The 21297-nt window shown below is 67.1% G+C and carries 20 protein-coding genes and 2 tRNA genes; 14 read left to right on the plus strand and 8 right to left on the minus strand.

Going from position 1 to position 21297, the window contains the following annotated elements:
- The first annotated feature begins 125 nt into the window (after positions 1–125).
- The 3 genes from E1J61_RS11115 to E1J61_RS11125 all read left to right on the plus strand — a co-directional run bounded on the left by E1J61_RS11115 (position 126) and on the right by E1J61_RS11125 (position 953).
- Positions 126–202: transfer RNA gene (locus tag E1J61_RS11115), tRNA-Arg, on the plus strand.
- Positions 203–391: 189 nt separating this feature from the next.
- A complete protein-coding gene (locus E1J61_RS11120) occupies positions 392–652 on the plus strand; it encodes a hypothetical protein (RefSeq protein ID WP_063237150.1) in 261 nt (86 codons plus the stop codon).
- Positions 653–877: 225 nt separating this feature from the next.
- Positions 878–953: transfer RNA gene (locus tag E1J61_RS11125), tRNA-Met, on the plus strand.
- A 127-nt stretch (positions 954–1080) separates the two neighbouring features.
- Here E1J61_RS11125 and E1J61_RS11130 read toward each other — a convergent pair.
- Positions 1081–1362: a hypothetical protein gene (locus E1J61_RS11130; RefSeq protein WP_133094086.1), complete on the minus strand. Its 282-nt coding sequence runs from the start codon at positions 1360–1362 to the stop codon at positions 1081–1083.
- 180 nt (positions 1363–1542) lie between these two features.
- Between E1J61_RS11130 and E1J61_RS11135 the strand changes: the two genes are divergently transcribed.
- Positions 1543–2226, plus strand: coding sequence for a Fe2+-dependent dioxygenase (locus E1J61_RS11135; RefSeq protein WP_133094087.1), 684 nt, complete (start codon positions 1543–1545; stop codon positions 2224–2226).
- A gap of 73 nt (positions 2227–2299) precedes the next feature.
- Here the strand turns inward: E1J61_RS11135 and E1J61_RS11140 are convergent, their stop codons facing one another.
- Together E1J61_RS11140 and E1J61_RS11145 are read right to left on the minus strand one after the other, a co-directional pair.
- Positions 2300–2608 carry a hypothetical protein gene (locus tag E1J61_RS11140; protein WP_116317469.1) on the minus strand — a complete coding sequence of 103 codons (309 nt, stop codon included), beginning with the start codon at positions 2606–2608 and terminating at the stop codon, positions 2300–2302.
- A 154-nt stretch (positions 2609–2762) separates the two neighbouring features.
- Positions 2763–4211 (minus strand): PLP-dependent aminotransferase family protein, encoded by a 1449-nt coding sequence (locus tag E1J61_RS11145; protein WP_133094088.1) that lies wholly within the window; start codon positions 4209–4211, stop codon positions 2763–2765.
- Positions 4212–4342: 131 nt separating this feature from the next.
- Between E1J61_RS11145 and E1J61_RS11150 the strand changes: the two genes are divergently transcribed.
- The 3 genes from E1J61_RS11150 (at position 4343) to lpxO (ending at position 6398) form a co-directional block, all read left to right on the plus strand.
- Complete coding sequence (locus E1J61_RS11150) at positions 4343–4786, plus strand: carboxymuconolactone decarboxylase family protein (protein ID WP_133094089.1); 444 nt, start codon at positions 4343–4345, stop codon at positions 4784–4786.
- Between the two features lie 247 nt (positions 4787–5033).
- The gene (locus E1J61_RS11155) at positions 5034–5357 is read left to right on the plus strand and encodes a hypothetical protein (protein WP_133094090.1); all 324 of its coding nucleotides are present in this window, start codon (positions 5034–5036) and stop codon (positions 5355–5357) included.
- 138 nt (positions 5358–5495) lie between these two features.
- Positions 5496–6398, plus strand: coding sequence for a lipid A hydroxylase LpxO (gene lpxO / locus E1J61_RS11160; protein WP_133094091.1), 903 nt, complete (start codon positions 5496–5498; stop codon positions 6396–6398).
- 57 nt (positions 6399–6455) lie between these two features.
- On the opposite strand, the gene E1J61_RS11165 is transcribed toward lpxO, so the two are convergent.
- Both E1J61_RS11165 and E1J61_RS11170 read right to left on the minus strand, forming a co-directional pair.
- A complete protein-coding gene (locus E1J61_RS11165) occupies positions 6456–7961 on the minus strand; it encodes a sensor domain-containing diguanylate cyclase (RefSeq protein ID WP_207951197.1) in 1506 nt (501 codons plus the stop codon).
- Positions 7962–8161: 200 nt separating this feature from the next.
- Positions 8162–9598 (minus strand): PLP-dependent aminotransferase family protein, encoded by a 1437-nt coding sequence (locus E1J61_RS11170; RefSeq protein WP_133094092.1) that lies wholly within the window; start codon positions 9596–9598, stop codon positions 8162–8164.
- Positions 9599–9773: 175 nt separating this feature from the next.
- Between E1J61_RS11170 and E1J61_RS11175 the strand changes: the two genes are divergently transcribed.
- On the plus strand, positions 9774–10163 hold the full coding sequence (locus tag E1J61_RS11175) for a hypothetical protein (RefSeq protein WP_133094093.1): 390 nt from the start codon (positions 9774–9776) through the stop codon (positions 10161–10163).
- A gap of 68 nt (positions 10164–10231) precedes the next feature.
- Positions 10232–11857: an NAD(P)/FAD-dependent oxidoreductase gene (locus E1J61_RS11180; protein ID WP_133094094.1), complete on the plus strand. Its 1626-nt coding sequence runs from the start codon at positions 10232–10234 to the stop codon at positions 11855–11857.
- Here the strand turns inward: E1J61_RS11180 and E1J61_RS11185 are convergent.
- Positions 11854–13128, minus strand: a complete 1275-nt coding sequence (locus E1J61_RS11185) for a TIGR03862 family flavoprotein (protein WP_133094095.1) — start codon at positions 13126–13128, stop codon at positions 11854–11856. The genes E1J61_RS11180 and E1J61_RS11185 overlap by 4 nt on opposite strands.
- An 89-nt stretch (positions 13129–13217) precedes the next feature.
- Here E1J61_RS11185 and E1J61_RS11190 point away from each other — a divergent pair, with 89 nt between their 5' ends.
- A complete protein-coding gene (locus tag E1J61_RS11190; protein ID WP_133094096.1) occupies positions 13218–13835 on the plus strand; it encodes a DUF1415 domain-containing protein in 618 nt (205 codons plus the stop codon).
- A 1-nt stretch (position 13836) separates the two neighbouring features.
- Here E1J61_RS11190 and E1J61_RS11195 read toward each other — a convergent pair whose 3' ends face one another.
- Positions 13837–14694 (minus strand): SAM-dependent methyltransferase, encoded by an 858-nt coding sequence (locus E1J61_RS11195; protein ID WP_133094097.1) that lies wholly within the window; start codon positions 14692–14694, stop codon positions 13837–13839.
- Between the two features lie 264 nt (positions 14695–14958).
- Here E1J61_RS11195 and E1J61_RS11200 point away from each other — a divergent pair, with 264 nt between their 5' ends.
- Together E1J61_RS11200 and E1J61_RS11205 are read left to right on the plus strand one after the other, a co-directional pair.
- Positions 14959–16572, plus strand: coding sequence for a DUF342 domain-containing protein (locus E1J61_RS11200; protein WP_133094098.1), 1614 nt, complete (start codon positions 14959–14961; stop codon positions 16570–16572).
- A 126-nt stretch (positions 16573–16698) separates the two neighbouring features.
- On the plus strand, positions 16699–17028 hold the full coding sequence (locus tag E1J61_RS11205; RefSeq protein WP_133094099.1) for a hypothetical protein: 330 nt from the start codon (positions 16699–16701) through the stop codon (positions 17026–17028).
- A gap of 85 nt (positions 17029–17113) precedes the next feature.
- On the opposite strand, the gene E1J61_RS11210 is transcribed toward E1J61_RS11205, so the two are convergent.
- Positions 17114–18226 (minus strand): CapA family protein, encoded by a 1113-nt coding sequence (locus E1J61_RS11210; RefSeq protein WP_133094100.1) that lies wholly within the window; start codon positions 18224–18226, stop codon positions 17114–17116.
- A gap of 231 nt (positions 18227–18457) precedes the next feature.
- Between E1J61_RS11210 and E1J61_RS11215 the strand changes: the two genes are divergently transcribed.
- Positions 18458–19846 (plus strand): FAD-binding oxidoreductase, encoded by a 1389-nt coding sequence (locus tag E1J61_RS11215; RefSeq protein ID WP_133094101.1) that lies wholly within the window; start codon positions 18458–18460, stop codon positions 19844–19846.
- 79 nt (positions 19847–19925) lie between these two features.
- On the plus strand, positions 19926–20843 hold the full coding sequence (gene ppk2 / locus E1J61_RS11220) for a polyphosphate kinase 2 (RefSeq protein WP_133094102.1): 918 nt from the start codon (positions 19926–19928) through the stop codon (positions 20841–20843).
- Positions 20844–21297: the final 454 nt, after the last annotated feature.

Genomic DNA, 21297 nt, shown 5'->3' on the forward strand with positions numbered 1-21297 from the left:
CACATCTTCGGGTTCTCATTATAGAAAAACGCTGCGGACAGACCCACGCTCGCAAAAAGATGAGAAAAAAGTGCAGAAGGGGGTTCACAAATCTGAAATCTCAGATATAATTTCTCTTCTCGAGTGCGGCTGTAGCTCAGTTGGATAGAGTACTTGGCTACGAACCAAGGGGTCGTGGGTTCGAATCCTGCCAGCCGCGCCACCTATGCAGTAAAAAAAGGGCTTCCGGAAACGGAAGCCCTTTTTGTTTTCCTGCCTCTCTCTCCCTGTCTTTCGCATCGCTTGTAGTCCCCGCGCCGCCAGCGTTTTTGCTGCGCCACGGCTTGCGCGCGTCCTTGCCGCCTCCTAGGCTCGACTCAAGGGCAGTACAAGCCAAACCGGAGCAATGGGCATGGAAAACGACTGGCGCGTCGAGCAGTACCGCGACATGGATGTCTACGTCCAGGTGTCGCCGCAGGGCCAGGGCAGCATCGGTCGATGGGGCTATGAAGTGCGCGTGGCCCAGGAAGGCGTCGATCCCGCCGATGCGGGCGATACCGAAGTGCTGGTGAGCGGCTCGCAACAGTTTGCTACGCGCCATGCGGCGGAAGTGGCGGCATTCGGTGCTGGCTATGCGCTGGTGGACCGCCTGCTCGGGCCGCCGCCCGAGTGATGCCCCCGCGCGCCACTTGCGCGCCGTTGCGCGGTTCGCAATGGCATATATCACGGCATGATCTGTGGCCGTTGACCTGGATCATTTTTGATCCGGGCCGGCATTCCTACGCTGGATGTGGTGACACCGCCAGGCATCGCGTGTGAGCACGCTGACGATTTTTACAGCCGGTCAAGAAAAGACTTGCCAGATCCGCGCGAATGCTGCATAATTTTTTTCTTCAGACGCGGGGTGGAGCAGTTGGCAGCTCGTCGGGCTCATAACCCGAAGGTCGCAGGTTCAAGTCCTGCCCCCGCAACCAACACCTTTCGCGGTGTCCGCCGCAATTCTTCAAGGTGTTGTTCTCAAGGCCGTCCGGCCTGATTCATTCCCAGCTCCGAACTGAACTGCGAACCTCCGCGATGATCGCGCTCGGTGCTTGCTCGTCGTCAGGCCGGCAATCGTTGCGCCGCCTGCAGGAAGGTATTGCGCACCAGCGACTGGTCTTCGCGCTCGGCTGCATCGGCGCGCTCCCGCAATCGCTTGGCCAGCACCGCCAGCGTGCCTTGTGCCTGCGGACCGCCTGCTGCCTGGCACTTGGCCACCGCTTCGCGCATCACGGCATCGAGCTCAGCGCCGACATCGGCACCATCGAAGGCGCTCACCGACAGGGCTGAAATGCGTTCCAGGTAGAGATTGACCAGCGCTTCGTCGTGTAGCGGTTCGGACATGTCTTCTCCTTGGCGATGACGGGAACACAAAAACCATTGTAGTGGAACCGGCGCCTGCGCAAGCTCAAACAATAATGATTCTTGTTCGAGCGACATCAGGGTTCACATACAATACGCGTTCACGACGCGTCCGTCCGGCGTGCGCGCTTTCCCCATTCTTGCCCAGAGGTTGTCGCCACCATGTTGCTGCAGATTCCAGACGTACTTTCCAAGGACCAGGTGGCGCAGGTGCGGCAGATCATCGACGCCGCGCCGTGGACCGATGGCAATGAAACCTCGGGCTACCAGTCGGCGCTGGCCAAGCGCAACCTGCAGCTGCCCGAAGGCTCGCCCGCGGCGCGCCGGGTTGGCGACCTGATCCAGGATGCGCTGGGCAACAACGCGTTGTTCTTCTCGGCGGCACTGCCGCTGAAGGTATATCCGCCGCTGTTCAACCGCTACGAGGGCGGGCACACCTTTGCCAACCATGTCGACAACGCGATCCGCTACCTGCGCGGCACCAGCTTCCGCATCCGCAGCGACCTGTCGGCAACGCTGTTCCTGACCGAACCGGACCATTACGACGGTGGCGAGCTGGTGATCGAGGACACCTACGGCCAGCAGCGCGTGAAGCTGCCCGCCGGGCATATGGTGCTGTACCCGGCCACCAGCATCCACCACGTGACGCCGGTCACGCGCGGCGCGCGGGTGTCGTCGTTCTTCTGGATCCAGAGCATGGTGCGCGACGACGGCCAGCGTGCGCTGCTGTTCGAGATGGACGGGCGCATCCGCCAGACCGCGCAGGAACTCGGCCAGTCGCATGAAGCCGTTATCGGCCTGACCGGCGTCTATCACAACCTGCTGCGCCGCTGGGCGGACGCCTGAGCGCCGCCAGCGCCCGGCGCCGGGATACCGGCGGGGCGCTGCGTCGATGTAGCGGAGGGCGCGGCTGTTCGGGCTATTCGTCGCGCCGTCGCCGCATCTGCAACTGCTCGATGGGGGAGGGCTGGATGCGGCGCCGTGCCGGCCGCAGGGCGCGGTTCGGCCACAGCACGTAGTTGGTGTGCGGGTCCAGCGGCTTGCCGAGATACGAGACCCAGACCTGCACGCCGTGTTCGGTTTCGGCGATCACGGCCGCGACGGCACGCGCCGCGGCGGAAGGGGACTTGAGCAACTCCGCCAGGGCTTCAACGCCCTGCACGACATGATGCTTCACCCCTGAAAACCATGCGTACTGACGCATGGCGGACAACAAACGCTTGGTCATGAACGCGACTCTGGTGTGGTTGGAAGTGCGAATAAGACTGCTTCCGGTCCGATTTGTTCAACGGAAGCTTGCGAACGCCAGTATGACTGCGCGTGCGCTACTACGCATTCGGTGCGTACCCTGACGCCGGCACTTTTGCTGGATGGCGGCAGCGTCACACGACGCGCGCCGGCTCGGGGGCCAAGGCAGAGAGTACCATTGCCAGCCGGTCGAGCGCCGGATCGATGTCGAGCAGGTCGATGGCGCCGAAGCCGAGCAGCAGGCCGGCGCAGGTCGGTGGCGGCGTGGCGTAGAAGGGGTCGAGGGTGGCCAGTTCCAGGTCCGCGAGCCGTGCCATCGCCACCAGCGCGTCGGAAGCCATTGGCACGCGCAGCCGCGCCGCCAGGTGAAACCCGGCCATTGCCGGCAGGGCCTCGAGCCACGGTGACAGGTCGCCGTGCAGCCGCGCCAGCAGCCGCGCGCGCCGCTGCGCATGGCGCGCGTGAGAGCGCCGGATATGGCGCAGCAGGTGTCCCTCCGACATGAAGCGCGCCAGCGCCTGCTGGATCAGCGTCGGGGTGTACCAGTCCATCAGGTGCTTGACCTTGCGTGCCGCCGGCATCAGCCATGGCGGCACCACCAGATAGCCGCAGCGCAGGTTGGCCAGCAGCGTCTTGGAAAACGTCCCCAGGTACACCACGCGGCCGTGGCGGTCCAGCGTCTGCAGTGCGTCCAGCGCCTGCCCGCCATAGCGGAACTCGCTGTCGTAGTCGTCCTCCAGGATCACCGCGTGGCGGCGCGCGGCCCAGTCGAGCAGCGCCTGCCGCCGCGCCAGGCTCATCGGCACGCCCAGCGGCGACTGGTGCGACGGCGTGACGAAGACCAGCGTCGCCTCGCCGGGCAGCGCCTCCACCACCAGACCTTCGCCGTCCACCGGTACCGGCACCACGCGCGCGCCCAGCCCCTGGAACAACGCGCGGGCCATCGGGTAGCCGGGATTCTCCATGGCTACCACGGCGCCCGGCCCAAGCAGCAGCCGCGCGGCCAGGTCGATGCCCTGCTGCGCGCCGGCGGTGACCAGGATATCGGTGGGAGCGCCTTGCACGCCGCGGGTGAAGGCGATATGAGTGGCAATGGCCTGCCGCAACGGCATCTCGCCACTGGGATCCGCGGGCCCGGGCGCGCGTTGCCGCTCCGCCGCGAGTGCCGCGCGCACGCAGCGCGACCAGGCTTCGTGCGGAAAGCGCGCGGTGTCGGCCTGGCCTGGCTGGAAGGCGTAGCGCGCGCCACCGGCCGGCCCGAGGAAGGGCGCCTCGGCCGCCATCCAGCGCAGAACTGCCGGCGGCAGCACCGGCGCGGCGGCGATGCGCACCGGCTTGCGCGCCAGTCCCTCGGCGACATAGGTGCCATCGCCGACGCGGGCGTGCAGCCAGCCCTCCGCCACCAGCCGCTCGTAGGCCGTGGTCACGGTCTTGCGCGCGACGCCCAGCTGCGTGCCGAGCAGCCGCGTGGGCGGCATGCGTGCGCCGGCCTCCAGGCGCCCGGACTGGATGGCGTCGCGGATCTGGTGGACGATCTGCGCGGTCAGGTCGCCGGCGTGGTCCAGCGCGAGATGGAGCTCCATGGTCGTTGCGTGGAATTGGTCTACCGATTTTGCCGGAAATTGGCAGTGTACGGAGCCAATCGCGGCGGCTATCTTTGAGTCCAGCGGGCCAGCGCCCGCCAATCACTCAACCGGATCCCTGGAGAATCGACATGGAAGAACGTATGAACTGGCAAGACGTGGCCCCTGATGCCTACAAGGCCATGGTCGGCGTAGAGATCTACATTGCCCGCTGCGGGCTGGAAAACAGCCTGAAGGAACTGGTGAAGATCCGTGCCTCGCAGATCAACGGCTGTGCCTTCTGCCTGGATATGCATGTGACCGACGCGCGCAAGCACGGCGAGAGCGATCGCCGCCTGAGCCTGCTGCCGGCATGGCGCGAAGTGAGCTGGTTCAGCGCGCGCGAGCGTGCCGCGCTGGCCTGGACCGAGGCGCTGACGCTGCTGCCGCAAAGCCAGGCGCCCGACGCCGACTACAACGCGGTGCGCGAGCAGTTCTCGGAAAAGGAAATTGCCGACCTGACGCTGCTGATCTCGATGATCAATGCGTGGAACCGCTTCGGCGTCGGCTTCCGCCGCCAGCCGCCGGCGCTCTGAACATAGCGCCACGCTCGCCGTCGCGGCCGGTCCACAGGCCCCGGCGCGCTGCATTTGCTCGCGTCTGTGGCGCCGAGCGGAAGGCACAATCCCACGCGGGTGGCGGGCAGGCATCGTGGCCCGACAGGCCATGCGATGGTAGGCTATGGCAATGGCTACGCCGATCAGGTCGAGCGCGATGGCACGTAGTTCGTCGCCGCGTGACTGGCGATGCCCATCGCGTTCATGCTGTGCCAGGAGTCTGCCCATGACAGAAGACACCCTGCTGCAATTGATGGCCGAGGTCGAGAAGGAAGACCCGATCGACTACGCCGACCTGCCGTTCGATGACCGCGCCCTGCGCCAGCTGGCATGCCGGCTGATCGCCGAGCGCTCCGAGCAGCTGGAAGCCTCCGGCATGCCGATGGAAGCGCTGCTGGCCACGATGTGGGCCTCGACCGCCAAGCTGGTGCTGGAAAACCTGGTGCTTAACGCCCGCCTGCTGACGCTGCAGGGCATGCCCGAAGATGCCCAGGCGCTGATCGATCGGATCGCGCGCCAGTCGCGCGGCGGCCCGGATCGCGAGTCCTGACAGCCGCTCCGTTGCGATGTGCCGCAGCCGCCACTGGCTGCGCTGTGGCGGCCATTTCGGTAAAATGCCGGTTTTCGCCCAACTGCCCGCTGCGCCCGTCATCGTGCGTGCCAGGGCGGCCAACCAGGAGGATTTCGGGTGATCAAGTGGATAATCGTCGCGGGCTACCTCGGTGCCATCCTGTATGTGCACTTCCGCGGCAAGGTAAGGCTGAAGATCTGGCGCCAGCTGCTGGACCATTCGGCGCTGGTCGCGCCGATCAACTGCTTTATGTACGCGTTCTCGGGCGTGCCGCGCACGCCGTATATTCCGGTCAAAAATTTCCCCGACCTGGAGAAGCTGCGCGCCGCGTGGCCGGAGATCCGCGACGAAGGCCTGGCGCTGGCCGCGATGCGCAAGATCAAGGCCGCGGACAAGAACGACGACGCCGGCTTCAATTCCTTCTTCAAGTACGGCTGGAAGCGTTTCTACCTGAAGTGGTACGAGGCCCAGCACCCGTCCGCCGAAGTGCTGTGCCCCAAGACCGTGGCGCTGCTGCGCGAGCTGCCGAGCGTGAAGGCCGCGATGTTCGCCGAGCTGCCCCCGGGCGGCAAGCTCAATCCGCACCGCGACCCGTTCGCGGGCTCGCTGCGCTACCACCTGGGCCTGGCCACGCCCAACGATGACCGCTGCTTCATCGAGGTCGACGGCGAGCGCCACAGCTGGCGCGACGGCGAGGGCGTGGTGTTCGACGAAACCTACCTGCACTGGGCCGAGAACCGCAGCGACGCCAACCGGCTGATCCTGTTCTGCGATATCGAGCGGCCGATGCGCTATGGCTGGGCCGCCAGGTTCAACCACTGGATGGGCCGCAAGGTCATGACCGCGGCCAGCTCGCCCAATGACGAGCACGACCAGACCGGCATGATCAACAAGCTGTTCCGCTTTGTCTGGCTGGGCGGGCAATATCGCCGCCGCTTCAAGGCGTGGAACCGCCAGCTGTACTACGTGGCCAAGTTCGGCCTGATCGTGGGCGGCGTGGCCCTGGTCATCTTCCTGTAGTACGCGATGTCATCAGCAAAAGAGCCGGCGCAAGCCGGCTCTTTTGCTTGGGCTGCTTCAGTTCTCGCGGCGGCGCTCGTTGCCCAGCGCCTCGTAGTGCGCGCGCTTGGCTTCGTACATGCGGCTGTCGGCCACCTTGACCGAGTCGGTCAGGCGCTCGCCCTGCACGCAGGTGGCGTGGCCGATAGAGAAGCTCAGGCGCACGCCGGGATAGAAGGTGTTGTTCAGCTCGACCACCTTCTCGATCTGCTCGACCACCGTGGCGGCGCCGCGCTCGTCGCGGCCGGGCAGCAGCACCATGAATTCGTCGCCGCCGATGCGCGCCACGCAGGCCTGCTCGCCCACCGCTTTCTTCAGCACCTCGCCGGTGCGGCGCAGCAGGCCGTCGCCGTCCCCGTGGCCGAACTGGTCGTTGACCACCTTCAGTCCGTTCAAATCCACCGCCACCACGCTGACCGGCCATGGTCCCTTGCGGCCGAGCCGAGCCAGTTCGTCTTCATAGTAGGCGCGATTGTAGAGCTTGGTCAGCACGTCGTGCTTGCCCAGGAATTCGACATAGGCCTCGGCCTTCTTGCGCGCGGTGATGTCGGTCAGCGACACCAGCACCTGGTCCCAGTCGGCCTCGCAGCCGGGGAAGACCGACCACTGCATGAAGACGTCGACCTGGCGGCCATCGAGCGCGTAGTTGATGACTTCGCGCTGCTGCCACAGCTTCTCGTGCCAGAGGTCGATCAGCTGCTCGGCAAAGTGGATGCGCATGTCGTCGCGGAACACGTCGCCGAGGCGCGACAGCAGGATCTCCTTGGACTCGGCGCCAAACATCAGCAGCGTCTGCCGGTTGACGTCGAGCACGCGGATCTCCTGCATGCAGCGCGAGACGAAGTCCGGATGCACGTTGAGGAAAGTGCGGAAGTCGGTGATGCCGGCTGCGCGCACTTCATCGAGCAGCATCTTGACCGCGCTGAAGTCTTCCACCCACAGCGATACCGGCGAGTGTTCGAACAGGCCAACGGCGTATTGCTCGCTGCGGCGCAGCTCGCGTTCGGTGCGCACGCGCGCGGTGATGTCCTCGATCGACAGCAGTACGCGCTCCCAGCTGCCTTCATGGCCGGGCATCACCGTGGCTTCGAGCCGGATGTCGAGGCGTTCGCCGTCCAGCGTGTAGTTGACGGTCTGGCTGGCAAAGCGGTTGCCGCCGTCCCAGAGCTGGCCGAGTTCCTCCACATGCTGGTCGAACATGTCGTCGCGGAAGACCGTCTCGAGATTGGCGACGAGGTCATCGAGGTCGGCCGCGCGGAACAGGTCGAGCGTGCGCTGGTTGACGTCGATCACGCGGATCAGCGACGAGCATTGCGCCACCTGGTGCGGATTGGCGCGCAGGTAGGCGCGCAGGTCGGTGACCCCGTCGCGTCGCAACTGTTCGAAGTGCACCCGCACGTCGCTGAAGTCTTCCAGCCACAGTGACACCGGGGCGAGCTGGAACAGTGTCTGGTAATCGTCGAAGCCGTTGCCCGGCTCGGTGCCGGCAGGGCGGTTGCGCGATGCCGCGGATGGACTGCTCAAGGCCACTCTCCTTTGTTCTTGTTCCCGTCTGGCGGCGGAGCTCGCAAGTTACGGGGGACCAGCCGGGCCATGGCCGCCGCGCCAGCGCACTAGGATAGGCGAGGCGGCGGCAAATGGGGACAAACCGGCGCAAAAAAGCCGGTCGATCGGGAAGGGCGGATCGGGCCGGTGCCGCAAAAATGCGTAGCGGCAGCGGATGCTCAGCCCGCCAGCTTCTGGACCACGCCGGCGAGTGTGGCCAGCGCGCGCTCGATCTGCGCCGAGCGCGGCGTGCCGCAGTTGATGCGCAGGCAATGGTCGAAGCGCCCGGCGTTGGAGAACATCACCCCGGGCATGACGCGGATGCCGGCCTGCAGCGCCTGGTCGAAAACCGCCTCGGACGAGACCTGCGCGGGCATCTCCACCCACAGGTGCATGCCGCCGCGCGGCGAGCCCAGCCGCGTGCCGGCCGGGAAGCTGGCCGCCACCGCCTGGGCGAACCATTCGCGCTGCAGCTGCAGCCGCGTGCGCAGGCGGCGCAGGTGCCGTTCGTGCGCGCCGCTGGCGAGGAAGTCCGCCGCCGCCATCTGCGACAGCATCTCGTTGGGCCGCGACAGCCCGAACTTGAGCATTTCCACGCGCGGCTGCCATTTGCCGGCGGCGATCCAGCCGAGCCGCATGCCCGGCGCCAGCACCTTGTGCAGCGAAGCGCAGTGGATCACGTTGCCGCTGCTATCCCAGGCCTTGGCCGCCGCCGGCTGCGTATCGCCGTCGGCGGTGGCGGAGAAGCAGTCGTCCTCGATCAGCGCGATGCCGCGCGCCTCGCACCACTGCACCAGCCGCGCCTTGTGCGCGTCGGGCATGATGCAGCCGAGCGGGTTCTGCAGGTTGGGCACCACCGCCACCGCGCGGATATTGTCGTAGTGCTGTGCCGCCAGTTCGAGCGCTTCGAGCGACATCCCGGTCTGCGGGCTGCACGGGATTTCCAGCGCGCGCATGCCGAGGCTTTCGAGGATCTGCAGCAGCCCGTAGTAGGTGGGCGATTCCACCGCGATCACGTCGCCCGGGCCGGCCACCGCGCGCAGCGCCAGGTTGAGCGCCTCGGTACAGCCGTGCGTGATGACGATCTCCTCCGGCGCCAGCTGCATCCGCGCGTGCAGCGCCTGGCGCGCGATGGCGCCGCGCAGCGGCGCATGGCCCTCCGGCTCGACCGCCTCGGCGAACAGCATCGGATGCCGGCGCAGGGCGCGCGCCGCGGCGCTGCGCAGCACATCGGCGGGATACAGCGAGGGCGCGCAGTAGGCGCCGCCCAGGTTGGTATGGACATGCTGGTGCTGGCTGCGCGCCAGCAGCCCCGAAATGCGCTGGTGGATGCCGACGTACTGCGCGGGATCGGGCAGCGCTGCGTCGGGCTCGGTCAGCGGCGCGAGCGGCGCGCGCTGGGGCGCCGAAACAAAATAGCCGGCGCGCGGGCGGGCTTCGAGCAGGCCGTCGCTCTCCAGCTGGCGGCAGGCCTGCAGCGCCGTGGACAGGCTGACGCCGTGCAGTCCCATCAGCGCGCGCACGGAGGGCATGCGGTCGCCGGCGGTCAGGGTGCCGGCTTCGATGGCGCGGCGGTAGTGGCCGGCAACCTGGCGGTAGAGCGGGGTGGATTCCATGGCGGCATGGTGGCGCGGAAGGCCATCGGGGTACAGATACAGATGCGGGGCCTCTGTATCGTAACAGCCCCGGTTTTGCCTTGCTGTTACGGTCGAGGTCGCACGGGGGTGTGCCTGCCGCGCGCGAGAGGCGGTCGATAGGCTGGAGTCCTGTGCCTGTTACCGGAGCCAAGCCATGCCAAGCGTATCGATCGACACTTCAGCAGCCGTCCCGCAGGTGTCAGCCACGCGCCTGTCCGCCGGGCAATGCCTGCATCTGCATGTGCCCGCGGGTACGGTGATGCATGCCGGCGCAGGGCAGGTCGAGATCAGCGGGCCGCCGCAATGGCTGGCCGAAACCTGCCACATTCCGCGCCGGCGCCTGCGTGCGGGCGAGTCCCTGACCATGCCGGCGCGAGGCTGGGTGCAGGTGGCGGCGGGCTGCGACGCCGTCTTTACCATCGCGGTGCCGCCTGGCCTGTTCTCCCGGCTGGCGGCGCTGCTGGAGTGCCGCAAGCGCCGCGTGCCGTGGCCATCGCGGCACCAGCCGCAATCGATTGCCGACCCGGCGCCCGAAAAACTATAAAATTGCGCTCCGGCCGGACCTGGCACATTGGTGTGCCCAACCCCCCGGCCGCAGTTCCCGGGTTCCCCATGCTACGTCTAAGTGAAGTCAAACTCCCGCTCGACCATACCGAAGCCGACCTGGACGCCGCCGTGCGTACCAGCGCCGCGCAGATCGGTGTCAAGGGAGACGGCCTGATCGGCTATACCGTATTCCGCCGCGCCCACGATGCGCGCAAGCGCTCCGACATCAAGCTGACCTACATCATCGATCTCGAAGTCAGCGACGAAGCCGCGGCGCGCAAGCGCATGGCCGGCAAGCCCAACTGGAGCGTGACGCCCGATATGGAGTACCACTTCGTCGCGCGCGCCCCGCAGGGCGGGCCCGCGCTGCGGCCGGTGGTGATCGGCATGGGCCCGTGCGGGCTGCTCGCCGGCCTGATCCTGGCGCAATCCGGCTTCCGCCCGATCGTGCTGGAGCGCGGCAAGGAAGTGCGCGAGCGCACCAAGGACACGTTCGGCCTGTGGCGCAAGAGCGTGCTCAACCCGGAGTCGAACGTGCAGTTCGGCGAAGGCGGCGCGGGCACGTTCTCGGATGGCAAGCTGTACAGCCAGATCAAGGACCCGAAGCACTACGGGCGCAAGGTGCTGAACGAGTTCGTGCGCGCCGGCGCGCCGGAAGACATCCTGTACAAGGCGCGCCCGCATATCGGCACTTTCCGCCTGGTCAGCATGGTCGAGAAGATGCGCGCCGAGATCATCGAGCTGGGCGGCGAGATCCGCTTCGAAACGCGCGTCGACGATATCGACATCGACGGCGGCAAGGTGCGCGGCCTGAAGCTGTCGAATGGCGAGTACCTGGAAGCCGACCACGTCATCATGGCGGTCGGCCACAGCGCGCGCGATACCTTCCAGATGCTGCACGACCGCGGCGTGTTCATGGAGGCCAAGCCGTTCTCGCTGGGCTTCCGCATCGAGCATCCGCAGGGCCTGATCAACCGCAGCCGCTTCGGCAAGTTCGCCGGCAACAAGCTGCTGGGCGCGGCCGACTACAAGGTGGTGCACCACTGCAGCAACGGGCGTTCGGTGTACAGCTTCTGCATGTGCCCGGGCGGCACGGTGGTGGCGGCGGCGTCGGAGCCGGGGCGCGTGGTGACCAACGGCATGAGCCAGTACAAGCGCGCCGAGCGCAATGCCAACGCCGGCATCGTGGTCGGCATCACGCCGGAAGACTATCCGGGCGGCCCGCTGGCCGGCATCGAGTTCCAGCGCAAGTGGGAAGAGCGCGCGTTCGAGCTGGGCGGCAGCAACTACAACGCGCCGGGACAGCTGGTGGGCGACTTTATCGCCGGCCGTGCGTCGACGTCGCTGGGCTCGGTCGAGCCTTCGTACAAGCCGGGCGTGACGCCGACCGACCTGAGCACGTCATTGCCCGACTACGTGATCGAGGCGATCCGCGAAGGCATTCCGGAGATCGACAAGAAGCTGCCCGGCTTCGCGCTGCATGACGCGGTGCTGACCGGCGTGGAGACGCGCACCTCGTCGCCGCTGCGCATCCGCCGTAACAACGACGACTACCAGAGCATCAACGTCAGGGGCCTGTACCCGGCGGGCGAGGGCGCTGGCTATGCCGGCGGCATCTACTCGGCCGCGATCGATGGCATCGAGGTGGCCGAGGCGGTGGCGCTCAGCATCGTCGGCGGCAAGCAGGCTTAGGTTTGCCTCAGATACGCCGCGGCGCCAAGCGCCGCGGTGCGTCCGCTGGCGAAGCATGCCGTCAGCAGGTAGCCGCCGGTGGGCGCTTCCCAGTCCAGCATTTCGCCCGCGCAGAAGACGCCCGGCAGGGCGCGCAGCATCAGCCGTTCATCCATCGCTTCGAAACGCACGCCGCCGGCGCTGCTGATGACCTCGTCAATCGGACGCGGGCGCAGCAGGCGCACCGGCAGCGCCTTGAGCGATACGGCCAGCGTGCCGGGATCCTGCATCGCATCTTTCGTCAGGCATTCGCGCAGCAGCCCGGCCTTGACGCCGGTGATGCCGAGCCGGCTCTGCAGGTGGCTCGACAGCGAACGCGAGCCGCGCGGATGGTTCACTTCGTTGCCGACCTGTTCCGCGGTGTGCGAGGGCAGCAGGTCGAGGTGGATCACCGCGCTGCCATCGGCTTCGAGCCGGTCGCGCATCGGCGCCGATAACGCATAGACCAGGCTGCCTTCGATGCCCGTAGCGCTGATGACGAACTCGCCCTGGCGATAGTGCGCGTTGCCATCGCGATCGGTCAGTGCGATCGCCACCGGCTTGACCGGCGTGCCGGCGAAACGGTCGGCAAACGATTCGCTCCATGCCACATCGAAACCGCAGTTAGCCGGCCGCAGCGGCGCGATATCGACGCCACGGTCAGCCAGCCGCGGCACCCACGCACCATCCGATCCCAGCCGCGCCCAGCTTGCGCCGCCGAGCGCCAGCACCACGGCACGCGCGGGCACCGGCACTTCGCCATGCGGCGTGGCGAAGCGCAGCATGTGCAGCGCTCCCTGATCCCGGTCCTCCCAACCCAGCCAGCGATGCCGCATATGGAACTGCACGCCGGCCTCGCGCAACCGGTGCAGCCATGCGCGCAGCATCGGCGCGGCCTTCATGTCGGTCGGGAAAACGCGGCCCGAGCTGCCGACGAAGGTGTCGATGCCAAGCCCGTGCACCCACTCGCGCAGCGCCTGCGGGCCGAAGTCCGCAAGCATCGGCGCGATCTGCGCGGCACGGGCGCCATAGCGGCCGAGGAAGGCCGGTTCCGGCTCGGCATGCGTGAGGTTCATGCCGCCCTTGCCGGCCATCAGGAACTTGCGCCCGACCGACGGCATCGCGTCATAGACCGCCACGCTGGCGCCTTGCGCCACCAGCACTTCGGCAGCCATCAGCCCGGCCGGTCCTCCGCCGATGATGGCGACATCTGGTGGGTTGACGGTGGCAGCGGGAGGCGTGGCAGGGGACATGGGGCGCTCGGCAAGGACAGCAGTGTTTCCGCCGCGGATTATAGAGCCTGCGGCAGCGCTAGAATGACGGTTTGCCCGGTATCCCCATCATGCCCTCCGCCGCCACTTCCGCAGACGCTGTCATCGCCGCCACCCGCCACTGGCTTGAGCGCGCGGTGATCGGGCTCAACCTGTGCCCCTTTGCCAAGAGCGTCTATGTGAAGGAGCAGGTACGCTACGTGGTCAGCACGGCGACCGAAGCGCCGGATGTGCTGGATGAACTCGAGCGCGAGTTGCGCCTGCTCGATGAGACGGATCCGGCGGAGATCGACACCACGCTGCTGATCCTGCCCCACGCGGTGGCCGATTTCCTCGACTACAACGACCTGCTGTACTTCGCCGACCGCCTGCTCGGCAGCCTGGGCCTGGAAGGCACGCTGCAGATCGCCAGCTTCCATCCGCAGTACCAGTTCGCCGATAGCGAGCCTGACGACATCGAGAACTACACCAACCGCGCACCGTATCCGATCCTGCACTTGCTGCGCGAGGACAGCATCGCGCGCGCGGCGGCGGCCTTCCCGGATGCGGCGGATATCTACGAGCGCAACCAGGCAACCATGCGCCGCCTGGGGCATGCGGGCTGGCGCCGCGTGATGGCGGGCGAGGACGAAGCCGAAGACAAAGCCGAAGACAAAGCCACCGGCAAGAACCCGCCCCCGAAAGACTGACTTACGCTGGCTCGGCCGGCTTGTCCGAAACCGGGGCGGTGAAGAAGCGCTCGTTCATCTCTTCCAGTCCCAGCGTTTCCAGCACGTTCTGCAGCCGCTCGGCCGGGCGCCGGCGCGGCAGGTCCTTGTACTGGGCGATGATCAGCTCGTTCTTCATCGAGTGCTCCCAGCCCACCAGCTCGGTCACGCTGACCTGGTAGCCATGCGCCTCCAGCTGCAGGCAGCGCAGCACATTGGTCACCTGGCTGCCGAATTCGCGCGTATGCAGCGGGTGGCGCCAGATCTCGGTCAGCGGATTGCCCGCCAGCAGCTTGCCCTTGTGCTTGCGCAGCACGCTGGCCACTTCGGCCTGGCAACAGGGCACCAGCACGATGTGCTGCGCGCGCTTGGCCAGCGCGAAGCGGATGGCGTCGTCGGTGGCGGTATTGCACGCATGCAGCGCGGTGACCACGTCGACGGTCGGCGGCAACTGTGGCGAGGTGATCGAGTCCGCCACCGACAGGTTCAGGAACGACATCCCGGGAAAGCCCAGCCGCGCTGCCAGCGCCTGCGAGGTCTTCACCAGTTCCTCGCGCGTCTCGATGCCGTAGATATGGGAATCGTCCTTCAAGGCCTTGAAGAACAGGTCGTACAGGATGAAGCCGAGGTACGACTTGCCGGCGCCATGGTCGACCAGCGTGACACGGCCGCGCTCATCCTTGACCTGCTGCAGCAGCGGCTCGATGAACTGGAACAGGTGGTAGACCTGCTTTAGCTTGCGCCGGCTGTCCTGGTTCATCTTGCCGTCGCGCGTCAGGATATGGAGTTCCTTGAGCAGCTCGAGGGACTGGCCGGGGCGGATTTCGTGGGTATTTGACATGGGGACTGCACAGGCTGCGGGACGCGGCGCGTCCCGGAAATGCCGACAGTTTACCGAAAAGTCCGGCGATGCCATCCGCTGATGGCCTGGCCCACCCCTCCTCGGCGGGGGCCGTTGCCCGCTCAAGTTTCGTACTCCCGCTGCCGATGGTCTTGGATCGATAACAAGTGGAGCGCCAGCCGTCCGGGCACGCGCTGTCCGCCAGCGCGGGCAGGCCGCCGTGGCCGAGCGCCATGCAGCTCCGCAACCAACGTCAGGGGACTCATGATGCACGAGTCGGGATTGCGCCTGGAGCTGACCGAGCCAGGCGAGCAGGTGCATGCACGCTACACACCGGAGCCAGGCAGGCTGGCGCCGGATCACGCCAGCCTGAGGCAGTGCCTGGACAGCCACGGCTGGGCCGGCGCGAGGCTGGATGCACGCGCGGTCGCGCAGTTCCTGCAGCAGTGCCAGCGCGCCGAGCATGAGATCGACGCCGCCATCGGTGTGCTGGTCGATGGCGCGTTCGAGCTCGATATCACGGACGACGGCCTGGCCGCGCGGCTCACGCTGATGCCCGCCGAAGGCGGCCGCCCGGTCACGGAGGACGAGATCCGCCGCGCCGTCGCCGAGCGCGGCGTGGTGGCGCCGATCCAGGCGCTGGCGCTCGACGCCGCGCTGGCCGAAGGCCGCTGCGAGCTGCGCACCATCGCCGCCGGCGTGGCGCCGCGCCAGGGCGAGCCGGCACGCTTCGTCAACCTGCTGCAGCCGCGCAAGCCAGTGCAGGCCGATGAGGACGATTCGCGCGTCGACCTGCGCGACCTCGGCAACCTGCTGCTGGTCAGTCCCGGCATGCCGCTGATGCGCCGCATCCCGGCGGTGCCCGGCCATGATGGCGTGGACGTGTTCGGCAAGCCCATTGCCGCCGATCCGATGGACGATCCGCCCTTTGCCGAGGGCCTGACCGGCGCCGCCGCCGATCCCGACGACCCCGACCTGCTGGTTGCCGTGATCGCCGGCGCCCCAGTAGCCGGCGTGCATGGCATCGCCGTCAGCCCGGTGGTGCAGGTGGAGGCGGTCGACCTGCATTCGGGCAACGTCGCATTTGACGGCACGCTGCGGGTGGCGGGCGATATCCGTACCGGCATGTCGGTGCGCGTCAGCGGCGACGTGCTGGTCGAAGGCACCATCGAAGCCGCCGACATCGACGCCGGCGGCAATGTCGTGGTCAAGGGCGGCATCATCGGCAAGTCCGAGACCGGCCATGCCGACGGCGGCATCAGCCGCGCCAGCGTGCGCTGCAAGGGCGCGGTCAAGGCCCGCTTCATCGAGAACGCCGTGGTCGAGGCCGGCACCGAGGTGAACGTCGACAGCGGCATCCGCCAGAGCGATGTTGCCGCGGGCGCGCGCATCGTGGTCGGGGGCCCCGGCGTGCAGGGCAGCATCAGCGGCGGGCGCACGCGCGCCATGCTGGCGGTGCACGCCGCGGTGCTCGGCAGTCCTGCCGGCAGCGCCACCAGCGTGCAGGTGGGACTGAATCCCTATGCCGACGCGCAACGCGCCGCGCTCGAGGCAGACCGCCGGCGGCTGCTGGACGAGCAGAACAAGGTCAGGCAGCTGGTGGCGTTCTTTGCCAGGCATCCGGAGAAGGCCGTCGGCGACCTGCGCGAGAAGGCGCGTGCCACGCTGTTCAAGCTCTCGCGTGACCTGTTCGAGCTGGAAGGCCGCCTGGCCGAACTGGGCCAGCAGATGCAGCCCGCAGCCGGTGCCGTCATCGACGCGGCACGGCGCATCCATGGCGGCGTCACGCTGCAGGTGGGCAGCCGCGTGCTCAAGGTGGTGGAAGACAAGCCCGGTGGCCAGATCCGCCTCGTCGACGACCGTATTGCGGTGACGTGAGCGTGACCTGAGCGTGACCTGCGCCCGCATCAGCGCGCGCGCTTCCCCGCGCCCGAATTTGTACTATCCTGCAGGTATGTCCTGGGGTGCCGCAGGATGGGCGAGAGAGCTAGTCTCGGGCAGTGAATGCAGAAGCGGACCAGCAAACTGTGGAAGCGTTACACGGAACCGACTCACGTGGCACTTGAGATACCGGAAGGCCAGCCAATGCGGCTGGCCTTCCTGCTTTTGCACGTCCCCTGCATCGCGCGCGATCCGACCTACACTGAAGGTGCAACCAGTCTTCTACAGGAGGTTGCTATGACTGCCGCACTGATCACGGCACTGGCGCTGATCGCCCTGGTGGCCTGTGCCGCCTTTGCCATCTGGATCATGCGCGAAAAGAATCCGACGCTGCTGCAGCAGCAGGAGCAGTCGGTACGCACATGGTTCGACCATATGATTCACCGCCACTAGCGCCGCACCGCAGCCTGGCGGTACGTGCCGCAAGAGCCCGCCGTGCCGGCGGGCTTTTTTATGGCGCCGGCCTCATGGTGCGATCTCATGCCGCCGACAGGCGCAGTTCGTGCAGCCCGCTGCGCTCGACCCGCGTGCCGAGCGTGCGTCCTTCATAGGCGAACATCGCCAGCAGCCAGGCGATGTCGACTTCGCCCGCATATTCGAGCCGGAAATGGCTGCGCCGCAGCGGCACCAGCCGCAGGTCTGCGTTGCCTGCCGCATCGAAGCGGACGAATACCATCAGCGCCAGGTCCGGCCGGTAGTCGTCGTAGCCGCCGATGCCCTCGTAGTCGTTGATGAAGTCGCCGCAGCCATAAAGGATGGGCTTGCCCGCATGCAGCTCGATGCCGAGCGGATGGTGCGAGGAATGCCCATGCACGATATCCACGCCGGCCCGCTCCACCAGCCCGTGCGCGAAGGCGCGTTGCGCCGGGTCGATGTCGTAGCCCCAGTTGCCACCCCAGTGGATCGATGCCACCACGAGGTCGCCGGCACGCTTGTCCCTGCCAATCCACGCGGCAATGCGGTCGCACGAGGCGGCGGACCAGTCATCCAGCAGGTTCACGCCGGAGTGGCCGGCGGTGGCGCGCCATGCAGCGGGCGTGCCGCAGTTATGCATGGCGAAGGCAAATACCGCGACGCGCCCGCCGCCCGGCCGCGGCAGCCACGCCGGCCGCATCGCGCTGTCCTCATCGGGGCCGGCACCGGCATGCGCGATACGCGCGGCATCAAGCGCCGCCAGCGTATCGGCCAGGCCAGCGCGTCCCCAGTCGAGCACATGGTTGTTGGCCAGTGACACGCAGTCGATGCCTGCCGCCTGCAGGCAATCGACATTGTCCGGATGCATGCGGTAATGCACGGCCTTGCCGGGCCATGCGTCGTCGCTGGTGGTGATCGCCGTCTCCAGGTTGGCAATGCGCGGCCATGCGCCGCGACTGTCGAGTTCGGCAAGCGCATCGCCCCACGGATACGCGGGCGCCACCGGATGAGCGATCGGGCCCGCCTTGCGCTCGGCCAGGCGCACATAGTCGAGCGCCGAATGCACATACGACTCGTGGAGCAGCGGCTGGCTGGGATGCGCCAGGATCTGGTCGATGCCGCGCCCGGTCATCACATCGCCGCACAGGAACAGGGGAGGGTGGCTGGTTGTGTCCATTTGCGCAGCCGGCCGGCGCCCGTTTGCACCGTGCCGGCGTTGCTTCCATGATAGGCGGGCACGGCGCCATGATCGCGTTGCGGCACTTGAGCGGGGCGCGCTGCACGCCGCGTTTACATTCGCCGGGGGCCTGCCTTAAATGGTGAAGTCATCGGTCCTCGTGGCCATCTTCCTGCACCCCGGCAGCCGCGCGTCGTCCGATGTTTCCAAACCCGCATCGGGAGGCTGATCATGGGCCAGTTATCGCAAGAACATATCGAATCACTAAAGGCGCAAATGCGCGGACGGCTGCTGCAGCCCGCCGACGCCGCTTACGATGATGCCCGCCGCATCTGGAACGCAATGATCGACCGCCGGCCGCAACTGATCGTGCAGGCCGCCGGCGTCGCCGACGTGATCGCCGCGGTCAACTTTGCGCGCGAGCACGGTGTGCTGCTGGCAATACGCGGCGGCGGCCACAATATCGGCGGGCTGGCGATCTGCGACGGCGGCATGGTGCTCGACCTGACGGCGATGCGCTCGGTGCGCATTGACCCGCGGGCACAGCGTGCCTGGGTAGAGCCCGGCGCCACGCTGCGCGACTTCGACCATGAGGCGCAGGCCTTCGGGCTGGCCACGCCGCTGGGCATCAACTCGACCACCGGCGTCGCGGGTCTGACCCTTGGCGGCGGCTTCGGCTGGCTCAGCCGCAAGTTCGGCACCACCGTCGACAACCTGGTCTCGGCGCAGGTGGTCACTGCCGACGGCAAGCTGCTGCGCGCCAGCGCCGACGAGCACCCCGACCTGTTCTGGGCACTGCGCGGCGGCGGCGGCAATTTCGGCGTGGTCACAATGTTCGAGTTCCGGCTGCACCCCGTCGGCCCCGAGGTCTATGGCGGCCTGATCATCTACCCCCTCGAGCAGGGTCCCACCGTGCTGCCGGCCTTTCGCGAGCAGTTCAAGTCGATGCCGGATGAATTGACGGTATGGGCGGTGTTGCGCCAGGCCCCACCGCTGCCGTTCCTGCCACCGGAGGCGCATGGCAAGCCGATCGTGGCGCTGGCGATCTGCTATATCGGCCCGCCGGAGCATGGCGCCGCGCTGGTCGAGCCGCTGCGCAAACTGGGCACGCCTTATGGCGAGCATGTCGGACCGATGCCGTTCACGGCATGGCAGCAGGCCTTCGATCCCTTGCTGACGCCGGGAGCGCGCAACTACTGGAAATCGCACAACTTCGCCGGGCTCGACGACGGCCTGATCGCGATGCTGGTCGAGCAGATCGGCAAGCTGCCGTCGCCGCAATGCGAGGTGTTCGTCGGCGCGATGGGCGGCCAGACCAACCGCGTGGCGCCGGACGCCACCGCCTATGCCAACCGCGACGCGCAGTTCATCATGAACCTGCACGGGCGCTGGGACACGCCGGCCGAGGACGACGCTTGCATCGGCTGGGCCCGCGAAGTATTCCGCGCCGCGGCGCCGTTCGCGCTGGGCAGCGTCTACGTCAATTTCCTGACGCAGGAAGAAACCGACCGCATCGGCGCCGCCTATGGTCCCAACTTCGCACGGCTGGTCGAGGTCAAGCGCCGCTACGACCCGGGCAACCTGTTCCGCCACAACCACAACATCAACCCGGCGGCATAGCGCGCGCAGGCGTTCACGCGGCTGCAACACTGGCGTGCCAGCATCGGCGCGACCGCGATGTATCCGACAGGAGGGGCAGATGAGACCGGGCGAGGCAGAGCTGGTACGGCGCATCCACAATGAAGTGGCCGACTACTACGACGAAGAGATCGAACTGGAGCTGGACGACCGCGAAGCCAGCGAAGCCTTCGGCGACCCGGTACATCTGCCCGAAGGGGCCGAGCAGGACAGCCGCCGCCACTATTTCCGCGAGCTGTTCCGGCTGCAGGGCGAGCTGGTCAGGCTGCAGAGCTGGGTCGCGGCTACCGGCCACAAGCTGGTGATCCTGTTCGAAGGGCGTGACGCCGCCGGCAAGGGCGGCGTGATCAAGCGCATCACGCAGCGGCTGAACCCGCGCGTATGCCGCGTGGCCGCGCTGCCCGCGCCCAACGACCGCGAACGCACCCAGTGGTACTTCCAGCGCTATGCGGCGCACCTGCCCGCGGCAGGCGAGATCGTGCTGTTCGACCGCAGCTGGTACAACCGCGCCGGCGTCGAGCGCGTGATGGGGTTCTGCAACGACGAGCAGTACGAAGAATTCTTCCGCTCGGTGCCAGAGTTCGAGAAGATGCTGGTGCGCTCCGGCATCCAGGTCGTCAAGTACTGGTTCTCGATCACGCACGACGAACAGCGCCTGCGCTTCCTCAGCCGTATCCACGATCCACTCAAGCAATGGAAGCTCAGCCCGATGGACCTGGAATCGCAGCGGCGCTGGGAGGACTACACCAAGGCCAAGGAGATCATGCTCGAGCGCACCCACATCCCCGAGGCGCCGTGGTGGGTGGTGCAGGCCGACGACAAGAAGCGCGCACGGCTGAACTGCATCCACCACCTGCTCAGCCTGGTGCCTTACCAGGACGTGGACGCACCCACGATCGTGCTGCCGGCGCGCGAGCGGCATGAGGACTATGTGCGGCATCCGGTGCCGCAACAGATGTTCGTGCCGGAAGTGTACTGACGCACCTGGCGTTAGGGTAAGTGCGGAGTGCGGTATCGGCCCCGCAGCGGCAGCGCTCCCTATAATGAAAACGGCCACCTGGCAAACAAGGGTGGCCGTGCATCGTGGACCTGTTTGCTTTTTGGGCGACCATGCTTGTCGCCTACCTCCTGATGAAGCACGCTGGCTGCTTCAGCCAGCCGGTGCTCTATCCCGACTTCGACCATCCGTTCCGGTATTGGTGGGCGCGGCGGTTGGGGCGGTAGCCTGCCTCTCCCCGTTTGCCGGAACGCCATGGCCGACGCGTCTGCGGTGGCCTCATGCGCGCCGTGGGCAGACGCCATGCGCTAGATGCCGCGAGGATGGGAGCTTATCGAGACGGAAGAAGATCCGCTTGCGCTGGCCTGGGCCGCGCTTCGGAGATCAGGCAACAAAAAACCCGGAGAGCGTGAGGGCTGTCCGGGTTTGCGTGGGC

The organism is Cupriavidus sp. L7L (assembly GCF_004353535.1).
In the GTDB taxonomy this organism is placed as follows: Bacteria; Pseudomonadota; Gammaproteobacteria; order Burkholderiales; family Burkholderiaceae; genus Cupriavidus; species Cupriavidus oxalaticus_A.

Coding starts and splice junctions, on each gene's coding strand:
- E1J61_RS11120 (WP_063237150.1), top strand. CDS start 392: ATGGAAAACGACTGGCGCGTCGAGCAGTACCGCGACATGGATGTCTAC.
- E1J61_RS11130 (WP_133094086.1), bottom strand. CDS start 1,362: ATGTCCGAACCGCTACACGACGAAGCGCTGGTCAATCTCTACCTGGAA.
- E1J61_RS11135 (WP_133094087.1), top strand. CDS start 1,543: ATGTTGCTGCAGATTCCAGACGTACTTTCCAAGGACCAGGTGGCGCAG.
- E1J61_RS11140 (WP_116317469.1), bottom strand. CDS start 2,608: ATGACCAAGCGTTTGTTGTCCGCCATGCGTCAGTACGCATGGTTTTCA.
- E1J61_RS11145 (WP_133094088.1), bottom strand. CDS start 4,211: ATGGAGCTCCATCTCGCGCTGGACCACGCCGGCGACCTGACCGCGCAG.
- E1J61_RS11150 (WP_133094089.1), top strand. CDS start 4,343: ATGGAAGAACGTATGAACTGGCAAGACGTGGCCCCTGATGCCTACAAG.
- E1J61_RS11155 (WP_133094090.1), top strand. CDS start 5,034: ATGACAGAAGACACCCTGCTGCAATTGATGGCCGAGGTCGAGAAGGAA.
- E1J61_RS11170 (WP_133094092.1), bottom strand. CDS start 9,598: ATGGAATCCACCCCGCTCTACCGCCAGGTTGCCGGCCACTACCGCCGC.
- E1J61_RS11175 (WP_133094093.1), top strand. CDS start 9,774: ATGCCAAGCGTATCGATCGACACTTCAGCAGCCGTCCCGCAGGTGTCA.
- E1J61_RS11180 (WP_133094094.1), top strand. CDS start 10,232: ATGCTACGTCTAAGTGAAGTCAAACTCCCGCTCGACCATACCGAAGCC.
- E1J61_RS11185 (WP_133094095.1), bottom strand. CDS start 13,128: ATGTCCCCTGCCACGCCTCCCGCTGCCACCGTCAACCCACCAGATGTC.
- E1J61_RS11190 (WP_133094096.1), top strand. CDS start 13,218: ATGCCCTCCGCCGCCACTTCCGCAGACGCTGTCATCGCCGCCACCCGC.
- E1J61_RS11195 (WP_133094097.1), bottom strand. CDS start 14,694: ATGTCAAATACCCACGAAATCCGCCCCGGCCAGTCCCTCGAGCTGCTC.
- E1J61_RS11200 (WP_133094098.1), top strand. CDS start 14,959: ATGATGCACGAGTCGGGATTGCGCCTGGAGCTGACCGAGCCAGGCGAG.
- E1J61_RS11205 (WP_133094099.1), top strand. CDS start 16,699: ATGCAGAAGCGGACCAGCAAACTGTGGAAGCGTTACACGGAACCGACT.
- E1J61_RS11210 (WP_133094100.1), bottom strand. CDS start 18,226: ATGGACACAACCAGCCACCCTCCCCTGTTCCTGTGCGGCGATGTGATG.
- E1J61_RS11215 (WP_133094101.1), top strand. CDS start 18,458: ATGGGCCAGTTATCGCAAGAACATATCGAATCACTAAAGGCGCAAATG.
- ppk2 (WP_133094102.1), top strand. CDS start 19,926: ATGAGACCGGGCGAGGCAGAGCTGGTACGGCGCATCCACAATGAAGTG.